This window comes from Paenibacillus sp. FSL L8-0494, from assembly GCF_038003695.1.
Lineage (GTDB): Bacteria > Bacillota > Bacilli > Paenibacillales > Paenibacillaceae > Paenibacillus_AQ > Paenibacillus_AQ odorifer.
Map to the genome: position 1 here is coordinate 41,667 of NZ_JBBOPQ010000002.1, position 17,880 is coordinate 59,546.

Consider the following 17,880-nt stretch of genomic DNA (forward strand, 5'->3'; position numbering starts at 1 on the left):
ATGTCAGATGCGATAGCTAAAACTCAGGAAACAATTAATAAGATCAAAAAAACTCGTCGAATGATTATCTTATTAACTACTTCATCTCTAGCACCATATATTTGGGGGCTCATTATATTAATCGCTCTGGTGATTCTAGTGATCGGATTTGTTTTGCTTCCGTTTTTCTTATTCTCTACTCCTGGTTCTCTATCTTATAGTTCTTCCACAACAGACTCAGCTTTATATGCACCGAATCAATTAGATACGGACGGTACAGCCTATATATGGCCTGTGCCGTCTATTTCGCGTGTCTCCTCATCGTTTGGAAACCGTGATTTAGGAGGAATTGAGTATCATAAAGGGATCGATATTGCTAATGGAGCAGAAAAAACAGAGTTACAGCCAATTTATGCAATGGCTTCAGGGGTTGTAACGTTGGCTGGTGCGGCTAGCGGCTACGGTCAAGTGATTTATATCGATCATGGTAATAATCTTGTATCGAAATATGGTCATTTGGAAGCATTGATGTATGTGAATACTGGAGATGTCGTAAGCAAAGGACAACTAATAGCAAGAATAGGCAAGGGAATAGTTGGGAGATCAACGGGACCACATTTGCATTTTCAAATTGAATCGTCGGGAAAACCTGTGAACCCTCTTGATTACGTACAACCGCCTGGAACATCGCTGGATCCAGGTGAATATTCGTATAAACCTTTAAATATACCCGTTTTATTGGATTATCTAAAGAAGCGTAAGTCAGCACTTGGGTACGTAGAAACTCTAAACATGATTGATCGTGCCGCCAAATTAAAGAATGTCGATCCATATCTACTCCTTGCAATTACCGGTCAGGAGCAATCATTCGTACCTGAGAGTAATAATCATGCTTCAGAGATTGTGAAAAATCCTTGGAATGTGTTTGGCTGTTGGTGCAAGGGAAAGGGAGCTACTCTAACTACAGAACAGTCAGCAACTATTGCAGCTCAAACAATAATTAAATTGTCCCAGGATAGACCCAATGGAAGAGATTTTATCGAGTGGCTGTCTGCAATGGATAATCCCCGAGGATATTATGCTGAACATAGAGGATGGTGGATAGGTGTACGTAAATTTCACAAGTTATTATCAGAATTAGGAGGATGATTGTATGACGTTAGTATTAATAATTGGTATTGTTTTTTGGGGACTTTATAAATATGGAGACAAATTTAAGGTACCTTCTTTATTGTGGAAAGCAATAGGTGTATTTCTTCTAATAATGCTGATTCGTAACATTAGTGATGTTTATGATCTTGTAGTTGTTCAGGCAGACCAATGGTGGCCTATGGTAAAAGAAAATGCAAATGATCTTGCAAATGGATTGTTAGGATTTTTTAAGCACATGAAAGCAGGTGATTAATCAAATGGACAATAAAGATGTTAATCAAAAAGAATCGTTCGCACAGTTTTTCACACGTATAGCAGCGCTAACAGCTGGGGCATGTGGTCTAATTTATATATTTGATTTTTCTCCCTCACTACATGAGTTAAGTGAAAAAGTCCTATCTTATACATTAAAGAGTTGGATTCTATTTGTCGGTCTACCGTATGTTGCAAGGATAGGTTGGAGGAAAAGAAAACAAATACTTAATTATGTACTTAAAAGCAAAGAGAAGTATTCACAGGGTAGCGATCAAGCTAACAGTAAATCTACAAATGATACTATATTTATTGAGGCTGCGGAGGGGCAAGTAGCAGCCTCTGTCTCTGATTTGAGGGAAATCCCTTTTAGTGAGGTTTTTCCACCGCAATTTGACATGTTACCTCGAAATCCTCGCCCAATCAATTCTAAAGTTTTTACCAGAGAATATGCGAGTGAGAAGATTTCTAATGCGCTTGAATTGGTGGGTTTTAATTTTGAGGGGAATATAGAAATTTTAAGTATAGAGTCAGGACCGGCTCTGCAAATAATTTCGTTTCGCTTACCGCCTAAAATTCAACTTTCCCAGCTAATGAAGAAGAAAGATGATATAGCTAATCATTTAGGACAACATCAAAGTTTTGAGGTCACAACATCTGATTACCAAAGTGCGGCTGCTTTCATAATACCTCATAGAGATGAAGACAGAGCATTTGTATATTTACGCGATGTTGCACAAGATTTAATACGTTATTCTGAAAATGCTGAACTACCTGTAGTTTATGGTAGGAAAATGAAAGGAGAGGCATTACTTGTAGACTTGGCAAAACTACCACACTTACTAGTTGCTGGTACTACAGGTTCCGGTAAATCCGTTTTTTTTAATGTCATATTGTCTTCTTTATTGACAATATTAAGTCCCAAGAGATTAAGATTAATTCTTATCGATCCTAAGAAAGTTGAATTTTCGGTGTATTCAGGTTTTCCTCATCTCCTAACGCCTGTGATCACAGATATGCGGCGTGCTGCAACGGCAATACAACAAACCATTGTAGAAATGGAACGTAGATATGATTTGTTTTCACAGCTAGGTGTTAGAAATATATCGCATTACCATAAAAAATATCCAAGAAAAGAAAGGCTGCCTTATATTATCATTGGAATAGATGAATATGCAGATTTAGTACTTCTTTTAGGTGCAGAAGTTGAGGAACCAATACAACGGGGGTTACAGATGGGGCGTGCTGCTGGGATACATATAATTATGGGTACTCAAAGACCTAGCGTTGATGTTGTGACAGGTATTATTAAAGCTAATTTACCCTCAAGAGTTGCCTTCCGTTTACAAAGCGGTGTCGATTATAGAACGGTTATGGATACTGGTGGTCCGTCACTACTTGGTAATGGAGACGGAGTATGTGTTGTTAATGGAGGAAGTCCACAGAGATTCCAAAGCGCAGCGATTAGTACAAACGATGATGAGTCCACTATGTTCATTGAGCAACTAGGGGAATTTTGGAGAAGGACAGTAACTAGTAACGAATCTATTTTTACGGAACCTAATCTTGGTGATACATCAGATAATGAAATATTAGGGGATTTGGTGGAATTAGCGAAAGTTCAAGAGGAGTTTTTGGACAACTCAAATGATATTGATCTATCTAAAAATATTGATAAAACAGACGATACAGAAGGACAGCATAATCCAGAAGGACAGCATAATCCAGATGAAATATATGAAAAAGCTATTTTAATTGCTAGAGAGAACAATGGAATTAACGTCGCTATTTTGCAAAAGAAACTCAGGATAGGATATATGAGTGCAGCAAACATATTAACTAAAATGCAGGAACAAGGATTGATCGAAAAATATAATTCTAGCAAAAATATGCGTCAATGGATTTCAGGTCAGCAAGATGAATTATACAAAGAAAAAAAATTAAGAGAAGGAATTAAAGATCATATTTGCAGAACAGGGATATTAAGTTCGACTGATCTTAGTTCTATATTTGAAATTCGAAAAGAAACGATATTACTGCATATGAAAGAGTTAGTTGCTGAGGGATTTTTGTCTCCTCCTTCTAGTCCAAGGATGGGATATACTCTGGCGTGGGATGAAGAACAAGTACAAAATTATCTTGAAAATCATACAGCAGAGTTAAAAGATACTATCAATTGATAAAAAATTATTAGTTCCCGTATTAGTTCCCCAAATCAGTTCCCCGCATCAGTTCCCCATATTAGTTCCCAATGAATTCTATAGAGAACCCTTTACCAATAAGGGATTTTATAAAATTTCACTATAGATAATCTATGGGAACTAATATCCGGAACTAATCGAAATATCCACTAATTACAAACCCTCTTTTTTTATTTTTAGAAAGTCATATCCCTTTTCAAAAACCACACATGGATCCAATACAGCAGCAGCTCACGCTCTCCTGGATGCTGTTAGCGCCCAGGACCTTGTTACTGCCGGCATCGATCTGGAGTCTTCAGCTGCTCACCTAACTATCTGCAGGTTCCAGATCTGTGCATTGCCCTGGCTAAGTGCCACCGCTCACCGCTGGATCCTCTGCAGCAGCAGCTCACGCTCTCCTGGATGCTGTTAGCGCCCAGGACCTTGTTACTGCCGGCATCGATCCGGAGTCTTCAGCTGCTCACCTAACTATCTGCAGGTTCCGGATCTGTGCATTGTTCCTGGCTAATTGCCACCGCTCACCGCTGGATCCTCTGCAGCTGCAGCTCACGCTCTCCTGGATGCGGTCCAGCGCCCAGGACCAGGTACCGCCGGCGAATCGATCCGGAGTCTTCAGCAGCTTACCTAATTGTCTACAGGAACCGGATCTGAGCATTGCCTTGGCTAAATGCTGCAACTTACCGCTGGATCCCCTGCAGCAGCAGCTCACGCTCTCCTGGATGCTGCTAGCTACCGCCGGCGAATCGATCCGGAGTCTTCAGCAGCTCACTTAAGTGTCTTCAGGTTCCGGATGAGCATTGCCCTGGCTAAATGCTACCGCTCACCGCTGGATCCCCTGCAGCTGCTACTCACGCTCTCCTGGATGCGGTCCAGCGCCCAGGACCAGGTACCGCCGGCGAATCGATCCGGAGTCTTCAGCAGCTCACTTAAGTGTCTTCAGGTTCCGGATGAGCATTGCCCTGGCTAAATGCTACCGCTCACCGCTGGATCCCCTGCAGCTGCTACTCACGCTCTCCTGGATGCGGTCCAGCGCCCAGGACCAGGTACCGCCGGCGAATCGATCCGGAGTCTTCAGCAGCTCACGCTCTCCTGGATGCTGCTAGCTACCGCCGGCGAATCGATCCGGAGTCTTCAGCAGCTCACTTAAGTGTCTTCAGGTTCCGGATGAGCATTGCCCTGGCTAAATGCTACCGCTCACCGCTGGATCCCCTGCAGCTGCTACTCACGCTCTCCTGGATGCGGTCCAGCGCCCAGGACCAGCTACCGCCGGCGAATCGATCCGGAGTCTTCAGCAGCTTACCTAATTGTCTACAGGAACCGGATCTGAGCATTGCCTTGGCTAAATGCTGCAACTTACCGCTGGAATCCCTGCAGAAGCAGCTCACGCTCTCCTGGATGCGGAGTCGGAATTTACCTGATTGATTATGACGAGGTACGGTTTATTTCTCTTGCTATACAATCTAGAGCTCACATATAATACAAACAAACGTTCTTATTTTAGAGAGGTGTTAAACATGTTAGAAGATACTCCGCGCAAGTTATTGTTGATCATTAATCATTACTCACGACATTTTGGATGTCTGCCATCATTGCCTGAGTTGGAGCGATTAAGTGGTCGTATGCCCGTCGATATCAGAAACGGATTAGAAGAATTAGCGAAAGAAAACTATATTGAGTGGAACCCACATACACCGCCTGAAAGGGCATGCATTATATCAGGTTGGGAAAGAGATAATCCATCCCACCGGGATCCAGATGAGGTACAAAAGGCTAAGAATATACCGAGTAGTGCGGATTATTGGTTGTTATATTAGTGGGGGATTTATGCATAAAAAAATTAAAAGGTTAGGTGAGGGGATGCAAAAAAAAAGCCCGATTTAAATCTCAGGCTTTGGTATGAATTTTCATAAATCGGACGTGAATCCATAACAGCAGCAGCTCATACTCTCCTGGATGCTGCAAGTGCCCAGGATCAAGCACCACCGGCGCACCGATCCGGAATCTTCTTCAGCTGCAAACCTGTATATCTGCAGGAACCGGATCTGAGTGTTGCCCTGGCTCATTAGAACACTTTACATGTGGACTTCATGATTAGCTTTTATGAATTAGTCCGTATCATAATTTTTGTTTAAGTAATCTGAAATTAGTTCTTGGGTTTTGTCAACACCCACAATATTTTCATAGTTAATTATTGCGGCATCAAGTTTCTTCTTAGCTAATAGTTTAGGTAAAGCTACTCCTTGATCTAATTGGATTATCCTTTGAACTACTAAACGCATTATTGAGGTTCTTGTTATCCCAGGATCAAGAAAACTTAAAATATCATCAATTACTGAATAGGCTGTTTCACTAATACTAATTCGTATTGGTTCTACTTGTTCAGGTGTCTTTCTCAAAAAACTTATATCCTCGTCAGTGATAGAGGATGGTGTGAAGTCGGAGCTTAAAATAAACTGTTCGATTACATAATTAAGATTTCTTGATTTAGTCCATTTTTTTAAAAATTCATGAGTACCTTTTTCCAGATAAAAGGTATTTGGTTTTCTTTCTGATGGAGAAGTGAAAAGGTCCCTTTTGTCTTTATAGAAAATGTTGAAATTGGATATAACATCTCTCATCACAGATGAACGGTTTGCCGAAACGCCTTTATTTTTAAGATTAGTAACTAAGTCATCTATAATAGTTATTGCTTCGATACTTAGAGCCATATTCGTGGCAATTGAATTCTCGCTGTTTTTTTTTGCTGGTCTGCCTCTTCCCCGTTTTTTATCTATCTCATTATCTTCATCATCAAGGGAGTTGGAATTTGAAGGAGAAAATTTATAGTCATTCAATATGAATGATTCTAAGCTTTTTCGTCTTATTTTTTCTGGGACTAACTTTCTAAATTCATCCAATTGAACACTATCTAACGCGAGTCCATATTTTTTAATCAATTATAAACAACCTTTCTATATATAAGAATCCAGATTATCTATTTCATAGGTATTAAAATGGAATCCTTCTTTAATATTTTGCAGCAACATTAATACCATAGAAAAATTATTTTTATCTAGCTTATTTATTAAATCATAAATTGAAATCATTTGCTTATGACTATATAGTTCTGCAGATAGTTTAATCAAAATTGTTAGTTCTTCAATATCGTCATTTGAATTTAACAGATTACTCCAGTCAATTTCTCCTTCATTCCAATTTATAAAGTGAGTTACCTTGTTTCTAAATTCTTCATTTCCTGCCATCAGGTAAACTACCGGAAGTAGATTGCAATCATTTCGTTTTCCTGCGGGTAGTTGTGCTTTTATTAATCTGTATTGGTTTTTATGTGAATAATCAGTGAATTTCTCCATTAGTATTCAACCTCCATTTTTTAATTTATCCGAATAATATTTTAGAGTAAAAGCCACCGGCTATAAAGCCGATAGCTTTTACAGCTTTATAATAAACCAGAGGATTTAAAAGAATAATAGCCTTCTTGCCACCCTACTATTAAATGGTCTAAAAGTTCAATGCCCATTATTTCACCGCACTCTGCTACACGTTGTGTTAACTTTATATCTTCTTCAGATGGGGTTACAATGCCGCTAGGGTGGTTGTGAGCTATGATTATACTTGCAGCATTATTTAAGATTGCAGCCTTGAATATTTCTCTTGGATGAGCGATTGATGCGCTTAAGGATCCCATATGACAACGATGGATAGCAATAATTTGGTTTTTAGTGTCAAGAACCATAATTAGAAGAACCTCTCTATCTTCGTCAACTATGTATTTGTTTGTGATCTCAACTGCATCAATAGGTGAGCAAACACGTATGAGTGGTAAGTTTGTTTTATCAATTTGTTGAGTAATTCTTGTGATTTCGATAATGCATTCCATTTTATATCCCCTTTTCTAATTGTTTCTTGATTTAATTATACCATCAAGACATTAAAAATCAAGTGTTTAATTACATAATAAATTAAAATCATTGTATCGATCCGGAGTCTTCAGCTGCTCACCTAACTGTCTGCAGATTCTGGATTTTAGCGTTGGCCTGGCTAATTGCACCGCTTACCGCTGGATCCCCTGCAACTGCTACTCACGCTCTCTTGATTGCGTTCCAGCGCCCAGGACGAGGTACCGCCGGCGCATCGATCAGCAACTCACTTATGTGTCTGCAGGAACCGGATCTGAGCATTGCCTTGGCTAATTGCTACCGCTCATCGCTGGATCCCCTGCAGCTGCTACTCACGCTCTCCTGGATGCGGAACAGCGCCCAGGACGAGGTACCGCCGGCGCATCGATCAGCAGCTCACTTAAGTGTCTGCAGGTTCCGGATCTGAGCATTGTTCCTGGCTAATTGCCACCGCTCACCGCTGGATCTCCTGCAGCTGCTACTCACGCTCTCCTGGATGCGATCCAGCGCACAGGACCAGGTATCGCCGGCGCATCGATCAGAAGCTCACTTAAGTGTCTACAGGATCCGGATCTGAGCATTGCCCTGGCTAAATGCTGCAGCTTACCGCTGGATCCCCTGCAGCTCACGCTCTCCTGGATGCTGCTAGCTACCGCCGGCGAATCGATCCGGAATCTACAGCAGCTCACACTCTCTTAGATCGGGTGTATGGTTCAAATAGCAACACTCTATTACGCAGCAAAAAAAACACTATATGAGGTATCGACTAAATCTCTTATCTGATATCTCATATAGTGTTTTTGAGTGGGTTCTGTAATGAACCCCAATGGAAATTAATGTTTTAACGCTGAAGATACAATGATTTTTTTCTTAAGTAAAAAATTGTCAGATATAATAAATTCTCCGTTTTCATCAACAAAATGATTATTCCCATTCTCGCTTAGGATGAATTTTGAAAGTTTCTCGAAGGTTCCATAATTGATTATGTAAGAAGCTCCTTTGTTAAAGTACATTATCTGTCTACCTCCATTTAACTGGAAATTACTATATGACTGATAGTTCTTGTGCAATTCTAATTAGTGATGTTTTTTTAATCTCATAATATTTTTGTCTTCCAAACCCTAAGACACTCATTAATTGATCATCTTTGGGTTCGCGTCTAACTAAATATTTCGCACTTACCAAAGATAGCTGTGGCTCAGTTAATTCACTAAGAGCATGAGCCATATCATATAAACGATCTTCAACATTCATTAATTCTTCCTTGATTTTTTCAGCTCTAGAAAATGGTCTCATTACTGCATCTTCAATCGGAGAAGATACTCCCCCCCTTGTTTGAACGCCACTGATATTTCCATATGTAGCAGTCATTTTAGGTAAATCAAGAACATAGAATGCACCCAAAATATCGGTCAGCTGCTGCTCAAGATTATGTTTTCTTTGTGTTAATCGATAATGCTCACGCAAACGATTTTCTATAATAGGGACATATTGAGATCGTGATGCAGTTGGAATTTCCATTTCCATTTGATCAGCATCTGATTTATTAGTTATTCCAAAAATCGCAGCGTAACCATTCAAATCAAAGTATTCTCTAATTAGATCTAATTCATCAGAGTGAGTTTCTCCTTCTGATTTTAAACAACTTTTTTGAAGTCTTTGATAGCGTATATAAATCCAGTCAAGTGGTAACGAACTGATGTTAGTTTTGGTAATCTGCACGCTTCGCATTAATTTCTCCTTCCGTGATAGACAGATTTAATATGGATATCAAAAATACATATCTCAAACTTATCTAAATAAGTAATTATGACAATGAATATTACTAAAAATAGTAAGTTACCCATATAACAGTGTTCCATTATTACTTTTTTTGAGAAGATATGTATTACAAATAACTAAAATTCGTATTCTCAGCTTATTTTGTAGGAGGATCTCTATTGCAATACATAGGTGAACGATTAAGAGCAATTCGTAAAAATAGAAATCTCACACAACAAAAAATATTTGAGCGTTCAGGAATATCAGTTGGAACTTTATCTGATTGGGAAAATAATAAGCGTGCTCCAACAACATCAGCTTTGCAACGTTGGGCAGATGCCGTAGGTATTGATTTTTGGGACATATTTTTTTCTGATTTGACCCCTACAGCAGCGGAGATTAACATGCTGACTTTATTTAGGCAGCTGACTCCAACTGATCAAGAACATTTGTTATCACTTATGAAACTTATGTCCAAAAAAAAATAGTTTAGCTTTTAGCTTCGATTCTCCGAATAATTCCTATTAATCCATCAAATGAAATTAAATTTTTGTCAATCTCTGCTTCCGACTGATCTTCTATTATTTTTCCAGTGAATCTAGAAGGTGAGAAACTGCAAACTGTCTCACTTTCTTCGATTTTCCCATCTGTTTTTGAACACCAGTTCCAATGGCTACAATTTCCGCAATTCATCATAAAAAAACCTCCTAAGTATTAATTTCGATTTAACACTGATGTTAGCAAATGGGCGATTGTCCCAGCATTCATTTGTAATTGATCATTTTTTTTTATTTCTAAATATCCTGCTACCCGAGCTTTGTAATTTTCCTGATTAATACAGTGTGTTACAGAAATTAAATCAGTCCCTCTTTTTAAATTCTCGACTAGTGATATACCAGTCATAACAAGGTGTATTAATTTTCGATTTCCAATTGCTTCGTTAATCAGAGACAAGTGATATTCATTAACTGCTTTTGTTTCACCTGAAATGTAATCAATATAGTTTTTAGGGATTGTGATAGAACTTGAATCTCCGATGCCTTTTAGTTTTGTGTGATCCATTATTTCCCTCCATATTTAATGTTGTAAGATAAAACCGGCTTAATAAATACCTTAATAGATGAACTTAGATAGGCTTAGATGAAACTTCAATAGTTATATTGCCATATAAAACCAATGATAGCAATGGAAAACTTACTAAAAATAATAATAAATTATGACGAATATTATCTTTAAAAGTAATATAAGAGGTGATTTAACTCTGTTTGTAGGTATAAAGTTCCTTTTTTGAGAGGGGAATTATGCAATATGAAAATAAGTGCCGACTATATTTTTTGTAGTCTATTAGTGGTAAAAACTTATAAAAGTAATAGGAATAAATGAATTCATATTGAATTATAAATGAAGAATATTTAAGATAAGCACTGATTTTAATTATATACATTTCATTATTAAACTCAAATTGAATTGAAAATGAATTTAAAATACTTGATTACTTTTGAGATTTGGTATATATTTGTAAAGAAGAATCATTTTCGTGTTCAAATTAAATTCAAATACAATTCATTTTGAATTGAAAGGATTTAAAAATTAAAAATGAGGTGATTGTGAAATGGTTGCTAATATTAAAAATGATTTTGGAAACTCTACTAACAAGATGTATTATAATGGTAAAAAACTGGTACAGCCATCTACGATAAAACGGCTTACTGAACAACCAGCTATTGCAGAAGGTAATCTTGAAAAACATATGGCTAATCTATTTGATGAATTAACCGTGAATATTACAAGTCCTGCATTAAAGAGATCGGGATTTTTTAGTGTAGGTAAACGTGCGAATCTAAATATTGCTAAAACCGAAAATATGAATATACGAATTGGTGAAAAGCATAAGCATGACATACCAGTGATTATGAATCTCTCAATGACAGCAGCCGCAGCAATTGCTGAATACTACGAAGAACATGCCAAATTGCCGGTAACCTTATCAATTGAAGCAAAAATGACAGGAGCAATCCCTGCCTCTGAATGGAAACCAGCAACTGCTTCAATGATGGAAAAAAGATTTACTAATAACGGAGATGGAAAGTCTTCGCATGTAGTGATTGTATATATTGGAACCTCTTTAGTAACTGTTACAATTAACTATATTTCCGTTAAAATAACTCAAGAGGGCGTACCTGCAATATATGCATTGAGGGAAGCACCGACCCCCAAGGAAAATAAAGTCCCTGGAATACTGGATAAATTAGTAAAGGAGTATAAAGGGAAAAAGGGCAGAGAACATATTGCGAACTTAACTCAAGTTGAAATTGCACAGAAAAAAGGCTTATTAACTGACATAGGTTCTGGAACAACGGAATTAATTCATCTTCATGGTGCTAATCCTGTTATAGATAACTGTACCGGTGTACAGCGTGGGGTGGGTCATGCAGCAGAAGAGGCAGCTAAAGCGCTATCAAGTGATCTCGGAGGTCACCTACAAATTAATAGACAGCGATTTGATGATTTGTTGTTAAATACTGATGATAATTTACATGAATCTGCTATAGCATTTATGGATGATGCTAAGTATGTAGAGGCGCAGAATATTTTAGAGATTATTAAAGAACGTTACATAGTAATAGGTGGGGACATTGAGTACTTTATGGTGCTTGGAGGCGGTAGTATAACATTTGAATCGGAACTTTATTCCGAGCTAGTCGCTTTCGCAGAGGAAGTGCATTGCTTTGTACTTTGGATTCCTGCAGAGTATGCGGTAGATATGAATCTTGAAGGTTTATCAATACTTCATGATAGAGTGTTTTTTCCTTCGGAGGTTGTTAAGTCGTGAACGAGGATAATAAAGAGGTCAGTAAACGAGATCTTGTGTCCTGGCGTATTAATAAACTCAATGATTTTCAGTCTCTAAATAAATGGGTTAATGCACAAGGAAACATTCAAATTTCACTCACAACGTTGGTTAGACATATGATTGATCGCTTTGGATATAGAGATATTACGGATATTGATATTCAAAAAACAATGTTTTTAGAGCCATATTCCAAAGATTTTCAAAATATCATTGCTGTTATGGATGATTTGAAAAATAAATTATCGATTTCAAATTCTTCTACAGAGTTAAGCGTAGATCCAGAAATTAGTGATGAAAAGAACCAAGATACAAGTTCTGCTGTGACTAGCATTGAAGCAAAAAAGGACGTAAACTCAGAGAAAGATAACTTTTACTCAACTATAGATCCCTCACGACTTTAAACAAGTGGAAACCTAATTATTTGGCCTCAAAAGCCACTTAATTAGGTTTTTTTTGGGAAGAGCGTAAGAAAACAAAAATCCGGAACCTGCAGACACATAAGTGAGCTGCTAATCAATGCGCCGGCGGTACCTGGTCCTGGGCGCTGGACCGCATCCAGGAGAGCGTGAGTAGCAGCTGCAGGGGATCCAGCGGTGAGCGGTAGCAATTAGCCAGGAACAATGCTCAGATCCGGAACCTGCAGACACATAAGTGAGCTGCTGATCGATGCGCCGGCGATACCTGGTCCTGTGCGCTGGATCGCATCCAGGAGAGCGTGAGTAGCAGCTGCAGGGGATCCAGCGGTGAGCGGTAGCAATTGCCAGGGCAATGCTCAGATCCGGAACCTGCAGACACATAAGTGAGCTGCTGATCGATGCGCCGGCGATACCTGGTCCTGTGCGCTGGATCGCATCCAGGAGAGCGTGAGTAGCAGCTGCAGGAGATCCAGCGGTGAGCGGTGGCAATTAGCCAGGAACAATGCTCAGATCCGGAACCTGCAGACACATAAGTGAGCTGCTGATCGATGCGCCGGCGGTAGCTGGTCCTGGGCGCTGGACCGCATCCAGGAGAGCGTGAGTAGCAGCTGCAAGAGATCCAGCGGTGAGCGGTGGCAATTAGCCAGGAACAATGCTCAGATCCGGAACCTGCAGACACATAAGTGAGCTGCTGATCGATGCGCCGGCGGTAGCTGGTCCTGGGCGCTGGACCGCATCCAGGAGAGCGTGAGTAGCAGCTGCAGGGGATCCAGCGGTGAGCGGTAGCAATTGCCAGGGCAATGCTCAGATCCGGAACCTGCAGACACATAAGTGAGCTGCTGATCGATGCGCCGGCGGTAGCTGGTCCTGGGCGCTGGACCGCATCCAGGAGAGCGTGAGTAGCAGCTGCAAGAGATCCAGCGGTGAGCGGTGGCAATTAGCCAGGAACAATGCTCAGATCCGGAACCTGCAGACACATAAGTGAGCTGCTGATCGATGCGCCGGCGGTAGCTGGTCCTGGGCGCTGGACCGCATCCAGGAGAGCGTGAGTAGCAGCTGCAGGGGATCCAGCGGTGAGCGGTAGCAATTGCCAGGGCAATGCTCAGATCCGGAACCTGCAGACACATAAGTGAGCTGCTGATCGATGCGCCGGCGGTAGCTGGTCCTGGGCGCTGGACCGCATCCAGGAGAGCGTGAGTAGCAGCTGCAGGGGATCCAGCGGTGAGCGGTAGCAATTGCCAGGGCAATGCTCAGATCCGGAACCTGCAGACACATAAGTGAGCTGCTGATCGATGCGCCGGCGGTAGCTGGTCCTGGGCGCTGGACCGCATCCAGGAGAGCGTGAGTAGCAGCTGCAGGGGATCCAGCGGTGAGCGGTAGCAATTGCCAGGGCAATGCTCAGATCCGGAACCTGCAGACACATAAGTGAGCTGCTGATCGATGCGCCGGCGGTAGCTGGTCCTGGGCGCTGGACCGCATCCAGGAGAGCGTGAGTAGCAGCTGCAGGGGATCCAGCGGTGAGCGGTAGCAATTAGCCATGAACAATGCTCAGATCCGGAACCTGCAGAAGAAAAATTGATAGTAATAGATCAATATGCTATTATAAATAATATTTTTGAGGCATATGCCTCAAAAAAAGGAGGAGCCTATGTTTGATATAAAATCTTTAACATTAAGTGATATAACGAAAGAGCTTCATCACGTATTTGAATTGTTTAATAAAACTTATTTTGATGGGGTATTACCTACACCAGCTATAACTATACAATCAAACGGGCATCAAAGGCTTTCTATGGGATGGTGTTCAGTAGTACCCGTTTGGGGCACACAAGATGGGACATTGCAAATGTATGAATTAAATCTATCAGCTGAGTTTATGGATCAGGACTTTTATGAAACGATGGATACTGTTTTGCATGAAATGGTCCATCTCTACCACCTTCACGCAGGTATACAGGATACCAGTCGTAAAGGTACATATCATAATAAACGCTTTAAACAAAAGGTTTTAGAGCTAGGATTTGAATACAAGGAGGATAAACCAGATCCTAAACATGGATGGACTTATGCGAGACTTGGAGATGAGGCAAAACGAAAAATAGGAGAAATGCCGATTAGAAAAGAAATATTCGTTATCGCACGTCATGGATATAGTTATTTCAAAGCTTTAGCAGAGGGGGGGGGAACGGATGAAATAGCCAGTTCTAGCAGTACTAATATGGGTTATGAGTCAGGCTCAAAATCTATTAAATGGACCTGTCCATCATGTGGGATTTCAGTAAGATCATATAAAAAAGACTTAAACATTTTATGTGGTGATTGTAATCAAAATTTTGAAACAGAATAAGTCGATATTTCTAGGTCACTATGATAAACAACTGAGTATGAGCAGCTAGATTCTAGTAGTTGGAGCATGTACATAAGTACCAGCAGACAGTACAATCCAGAGCCATAAATATAACCTTAAAAAGCTTTGTATGTATGATTTATTAAATACAAAGCTTTTTTTATTTTTTATACCTAAAACCATTTACAAAAGATGTTTTGATGGTATAATAAAATAAAAGAGGAGGTGATTACATGGCCGAGGTTTCACTTGAATCACTTTACGATCAATTTGAGGCACTTCAATCTGAAATGTATGAACTAAGTAACCTTTATGCGTTAAATTCTTATGTAGTCGTATCTAAGTCACAGCAATTAGATCAGGTACACAATCTTATTAATAAAACAAAAAAGCCGAATGCGTAGGAGCAATCGACTTGTAAGAGGCGTGAAACTTTGCCGGTACCACGCCTCTCCAGAATAACATACAAAGGGAGAGAGTAGAATGGAAATTTTGACAACACCAGTTTTAGGTTGGGTATTTTTAGTAGAATCAGGGCTTGCGTTTTTATGGTGCATGTTTAGAAAAAATAAGCAAAATTCCGACAAAATATAGGTGTGGAGCAAGGCTGTGAACAACTTTTCTCTTCTTTTTTATAACCTTATGTGCTAAAATGTGGATAACTTAAATTGTTCTTTTGACAAAGAAATAGCCATTGAAAAAGCTTCTAGTAGAAGAGTTGGAGCTCTGATACTAGGTGCCGAATCAACCGATCTGGACATCGGTGAATCAGTGCTTTAACAATGACCTGGGGTATTTCTTAATACCTTATTTATGGTATTGATATATATTAATTTACCATAGTGTCATCTATTTTTCAAGTGTTTACAAGCCCTCGATTTGTCTTTGTACAGGCAGATCGTGGGCTTTTTCTGTATTCATAAACAATTAAAATCCATCTATTAGAGGGGTAATTCATCTAAACCATGCAAAGGATCCTTTTTTCCACGGTGTGCGTTAGAAGTAGATTTATAGGACTACGTATGAATGCGCTGGCTTAAGATCTTTGCTATTTATAATTTCGCACTATATGAAAAATTCATAATAGGAACGACTGCAAACCCTTTGCCACTACCAGAACATATATACAATCGATCTCATAGCAATTTAAAAAGGGGACTCATTCTGTCACATTTTACATAATCAGGAGGTAATTATGCAAAATCCAATGAAACTAAAACGGGTCGTTATTAAAGAGGAACTGGTAGCTTTAACCGGCGATTACGTGTCAGCATTAATACTAAATCAATTTATTTATTGGTCTGAAAGAGTCAAAGATGCAGATAAGTTAATTCAAGAAGAAACTGAGCGTATGTCTACCAATGGACTGCAGCCAAATCTAAAACGTGATCATGGTTGGTTTTATAAAAAAGCAGAAGAATTGTCTGAGGAATTAATGCTTAAGGCAAGTATTCAAACCATAAGAAGAAAAATAAAAAATTTGATTGACGGTGGATGGATCTACGAGAGAAGAAATCCTAATTATTCTTGGGATAAAACATTTCAATACAGAGTAGATTTAATACAAATTATGACTGATCTAAGTATAAAAGGTTATCACTTAGAGGGATACGAATCATTACAACGAACGCTAAATATAACAAACTTTCAAATGACATACCCGAAGTTCCAAAATGGAAGTTCGGAAGACCATTTTGGAGATAGCAAGTTCCAAAATGGAAGTTCGGAGGTCCAAATTGGAGATTCGAATCACCATACAGGAATTTCGAACGGTCAATCTGGATACTCGAACTTCCAGAATCGAACTCCGAACCTCCCTGCTGGAACAGCAATACCAGAGATTACTTCAAAGACTACTTCAGATTCAATATTGAATGATAGATTGAATGGGTCGGCTATCGCCGCCTCTATAAATCTTCCATTGAATAACATTGATGATAATTTAAATAGAATATACGAAGTGCTCTGTACTAATGTGCCTAAATATTGCTACGTAGCAGATAATATACCAATGAATGATAGTTATATAGAATCTATCTTTCTAATGTTAAGCAGCCATCATAAAGATATTCTCTTACCAGAAATAGTTATTAAAGCGTGTGAACTCTACTTCGAGAAATCTTGTAATCTTGATTTGGTTTCTGGTGGTGTATCTATGCATTTGAAAATAAACAATCCAACTGGATATTTTTCTACATGTTATGAAGAAGCTTATAAACTTTACAAGGTAAAGCAAGGTTTATTAAATAGATAATTACGAAATCTACTAATTGAGCCAAAGTTAATTTTTACAGTGCTTATTTTAGTGCTCATTGCTTTACAAGAGATTGAGTAACTAGAACTCACCGGTAGATCCCTGCAGTAACAGCTCACTTAGTGTCTGCAGGAATCAAATTCGGGCATTGGCCTGGCTAATTGCCACCGCTCACCGCTGGATCTCCTACAGCTGCTACTCACGCTCTCCTGGATGCGATCCAGCGCACAGGACCAGGTATCGCCGGCGCATCGATCAGAAGCTCACTTAAGTGTCTACAGGATCCGGATCTGAGCATTGTTCCTGGCTGATTGCTACCGCTCACCGCTGGATCCCCTGCAGCTGCTACTCACGCTCTCCTGGATGCGGTCCAGCGCCCAGGACCAGCTACCGCCGGCGCATCGATCAGCAGCTCACTTATGTGTCTGCAGGTTCCGGATCTGAGCATTGTTCCTGGCTAATTGCCACCGCTCACCGCTGGATCCCCTGCAGCTGCTACTCACGCTCTCCTGGATGCGGTCCAGCGCCCAGGACCAGCTACCGCCGGCGCATCGATCAGCAGCTCACTTATGTGTCTGCAGGATCCGGATCTGAGCATTGTTCCTGGCTGATTGCTACCGCTCACCGCTGGATCCCCTGCAGCTGCTACTCACGCTCTCCTGGATGCGGTCCAGCGCCCAGGACCAGCTACCGCCGGCGCATCGATCAGCAGCTCACTTATGTGTCTGCAGGATCCGGATCTGAGCATTGTTCCTGGCTGATTGCTAC

16 protein-coding genes are annotated in these 17,880 nt (G+C 40.1%); 10 read left to right on the plus strand and 6 right to left on the minus strand.

Going from position 1 to position 17,880, the window contains the following annotated elements; all coding sequences use genetic code 11:
• The 4 genes from NYE35_RS31275 (at window position 1) to NYE35_RS31290 (ending at window position 5,398) form a co-directional block, all read left to right on the plus strand.
• A complete protein-coding gene (locus NYE35_RS31275) occupies window positions 1–1,128 on the plus strand; it encodes a M23 family metallopeptidase (protein ID WP_076138884.1) in 1,128 nt (375 codons plus the stop codon).
• Window positions 1,129–1,132: 4 nt separating this feature from the next.
• The gene (locus NYE35_RS31280) at window positions 1,133–1,384 is read left to right on the plus strand and encodes a hypothetical protein (RefSeq protein WP_341122585.1); all 252 of its coding nucleotides are present in this window, start codon (window positions 1,133–1,135) and stop codon (window positions 1,382–1,384) included.
• Between the two features lie 4 nt (window positions 1,385–1,388).
• Complete coding sequence (locus NYE35_RS31285; protein WP_341122586.1) at window positions 1,389–3,563, plus strand: FtsK/SpoIIIE domain-containing protein; 2,175 nt, start codon at window positions 1,389–1,391, stop codon at window positions 3,561–3,563.
• Between the two features lie 1,535 nt (window positions 3,564–5,098).
• On the plus strand, window positions 5,099–5,398 hold the full coding sequence (locus NYE35_RS31290) for a hypothetical protein (protein WP_341122588.1): 300 nt from the start codon (window positions 5,099–5,101) through the stop codon (window positions 5,396–5,398).
• Between the two features lie 291 nt (window positions 5,399–5,689).
• Here the strand turns inward: NYE35_RS31290 and NYE35_RS31295 are convergent, their stop codons facing one another.
• The 4 genes from NYE35_RS31295 to NYE35_RS31310 all read right to left on the minus strand — a co-directional run bounded on the left by NYE35_RS31295 (window position 5,690) and on the right by NYE35_RS31310 (window position 9,211).
• Entirely contained in the window at window positions 5,690–6,520 is an 831-nt protein-coding gene (locus NYE35_RS31295) for a hypothetical protein (protein WP_341122589.1), read from the minus strand.
• A gap of 15 nt (window positions 6,521–6,535) precedes the next feature.
• Complete coding sequence (locus NYE35_RS31300; protein WP_340953073.1) at window positions 6,536–6,934, minus strand: hypothetical protein; 399 nt, start codon at window positions 6,932–6,934, stop codon at window positions 6,536–6,538.
• Window positions 6,935–7,020: 86 nt separating this feature from the next.
• The gene (locus tag NYE35_RS31305) at window positions 7,021–7,461 is read right to left on the minus strand and encodes a JAB domain-containing protein (RefSeq protein ID WP_340953077.1); all 441 of its coding nucleotides are present in this window, start codon (window positions 7,459–7,461) and stop codon (window positions 7,021–7,023) included.
• A gap of 1,063 nt (window positions 7,462–8,524) precedes the next feature.
• On the minus strand, window positions 8,525–9,211 hold the full coding sequence (locus NYE35_RS31310) for a hypothetical protein (protein ID WP_341122590.1): 687 nt from the start codon (window positions 9,209–9,211) through the stop codon (window positions 8,525–8,527).
• A gap of 209 nt (window positions 9,212–9,420) precedes the next feature.
• Between NYE35_RS31310 and NYE35_RS31315 the strand changes: the two genes are divergently transcribed.
• Window positions 9,421–9,729 (plus strand): helix-turn-helix domain-containing protein, encoded by a 309-nt coding sequence (locus tag NYE35_RS31315; RefSeq protein WP_076139094.1) that lies wholly within the window; start codon window positions 9,421–9,423, stop codon window positions 9,727–9,729.
• Window position 9,730: 1 nt separating this feature from the next.
• Here NYE35_RS31315 and NYE35_RS31320 read toward each other — a convergent pair whose 3' ends face one another.
• Together NYE35_RS31320 and NYE35_RS31325 are read right to left on the minus strand one after the other, a co-directional pair.
• Window positions 9,731–9,937 carry a hypothetical protein gene (locus NYE35_RS31320; RefSeq protein WP_341122591.1) on the minus strand — a complete coding sequence of 69 codons (207 nt, stop codon included), beginning with the start codon at window positions 9,935–9,937 and terminating at the stop codon, window positions 9,731–9,733.
• A gap of 18 nt (window positions 9,938–9,955) precedes the next feature.
• The gene (locus tag NYE35_RS31325; protein ID WP_341122593.1) at window positions 9,956–10,303 is read right to left on the minus strand and encodes a hypothetical protein; all 348 of its coding nucleotides are present in this window, start codon (window positions 10,301–10,303) and stop codon (window positions 9,956–9,958) included.
• Between the two features lie 550 nt (window positions 10,304–10,853).
• Here NYE35_RS31325 and NYE35_RS31330 point away from each other — a divergent pair.
• The 5 genes from NYE35_RS31330 (at window position 10,854) to NYE35_RS31350 (ending at window position 17,112) form a co-directional block, all read left to right on the plus strand.
• Window positions 10,854–12,074, plus strand: coding sequence for a ParM/StbA family protein (locus tag NYE35_RS31330; protein WP_341122595.1), 1,221 nt, complete (start codon window positions 10,854–10,856; stop codon window positions 12,072–12,074).
• Window positions 12,071–12,496, plus strand: a complete 426-nt coding sequence (locus NYE35_RS31335) for a hypothetical protein (protein ID WP_341122597.1) — start codon at window positions 12,071–12,073, stop codon at window positions 12,494–12,496. Before NYE35_RS31330 ends, NYE35_RS31335 begins: the two co-directional genes overlap by 4 nt.
• A 1,663-nt stretch (window positions 12,497–14,159) precedes the next feature.
• Entirely contained in the window at window positions 14,160–14,858 is a 699-nt protein-coding gene (locus NYE35_RS31340; protein ID WP_341122598.1) for a SprT-like domain-containing protein, read from the plus strand.
• Window positions 14,859–15,091: 233 nt separating this feature from the next.
• Window positions 15,092–15,262, plus strand: coding sequence for an aspartyl-phosphate phosphatase Spo0E family protein (locus NYE35_RS31345; protein WP_341122600.1), 171 nt, complete (start codon window positions 15,092–15,094; stop codon window positions 15,260–15,262).
• A gap of 791 nt (window positions 15,263–16,053) precedes the next feature.
• Entirely contained in the window at window positions 16,054–17,112 is a 1,059-nt protein-coding gene (locus NYE35_RS31350) for a hypothetical protein (RefSeq protein WP_341122601.1), read from the plus strand.
• The last annotated feature ends 768 nt before the right edge of the window (window positions 17,113–17,880 follow it).

Excerpts from the sequence above, each read along its gene's own strand:
- NYE35_RS31285 (WP_341122586.1), top strand. The coding sequence starts at position 1,389 with ATGGACAATAAAGATGTTAATCAAAAAGAATCGTTCGCACAGTTTTTC.
- NYE35_RS31275 (WP_076138884.1), top strand. The coding sequence starts at position 1 with ATGTCAGATGCGATAGCTAAAACTCAGGAAACAATTAATAAGATCAAA.
- NYE35_RS31320 (WP_341122591.1), bottom strand. The coding sequence starts at position 9,937 with ATGATGAATTGCGGAAATTGTAGCCATTGGAACTGGTGTTCAAAAACA.
- NYE35_RS31325 (WP_341122593.1), bottom strand. The coding sequence starts at position 10,303 with ATGGATCACACAAAACTAAAAGGCATCGGAGATTCAAGTTCTATCACA.
- NYE35_RS31290 (WP_341122588.1), top strand. The coding sequence starts at position 5,099 with ATGTTAGAAGATACTCCGCGCAAGTTATTGTTGATCATTAATCATTAC.
- NYE35_RS31345 (WP_341122600.1), top strand. The coding sequence starts at position 15,092 with ATGGCCGAGGTTTCACTTGAATCACTTTACGATCAATTTGAGGCACTT.
- NYE35_RS31310 (WP_341122590.1), bottom strand. The coding sequence starts at position 9,211 with ATGCGAAGCGTGCAGATTACCAAAACTAACATCAGTTCGTTACCACTT.
- NYE35_RS31350 (WP_341122601.1), top strand. The coding sequence starts at position 16,054 with ATGCAAAATCCAATGAAACTAAAACGGGTCGTTATTAAAGAGGAACTG.
- NYE35_RS31305 (WP_340953077.1), bottom strand. The coding sequence starts at position 7,461 with ATGGAATGCATTATCGAAATCACAAGAATTACTCAACAAATTGATAAA.
- NYE35_RS31330 (WP_341122595.1), top strand. The coding sequence starts at position 10,854 with ATGGTTGCTAATATTAAAAATGATTTTGGAAACTCTACTAACAAGATG.
- NYE35_RS31340 (WP_341122598.1), top strand. The coding sequence starts at position 14,160 with ATGTTTGATATAAAATCTTTAACATTAAGTGATATAACGAAAGAGCTT.
- NYE35_RS31300 (WP_340953073.1), bottom strand. The coding sequence starts at position 6,934 with ATGGAGAAATTCACTGATTATTCACATAAAAACCAATACAGATTAATA.
- NYE35_RS31280 (WP_341122585.1), top strand. The coding sequence starts at position 1,133 with ATGACGTTAGTATTAATAATTGGTATTGTTTTTTGGGGACTTTATAAA.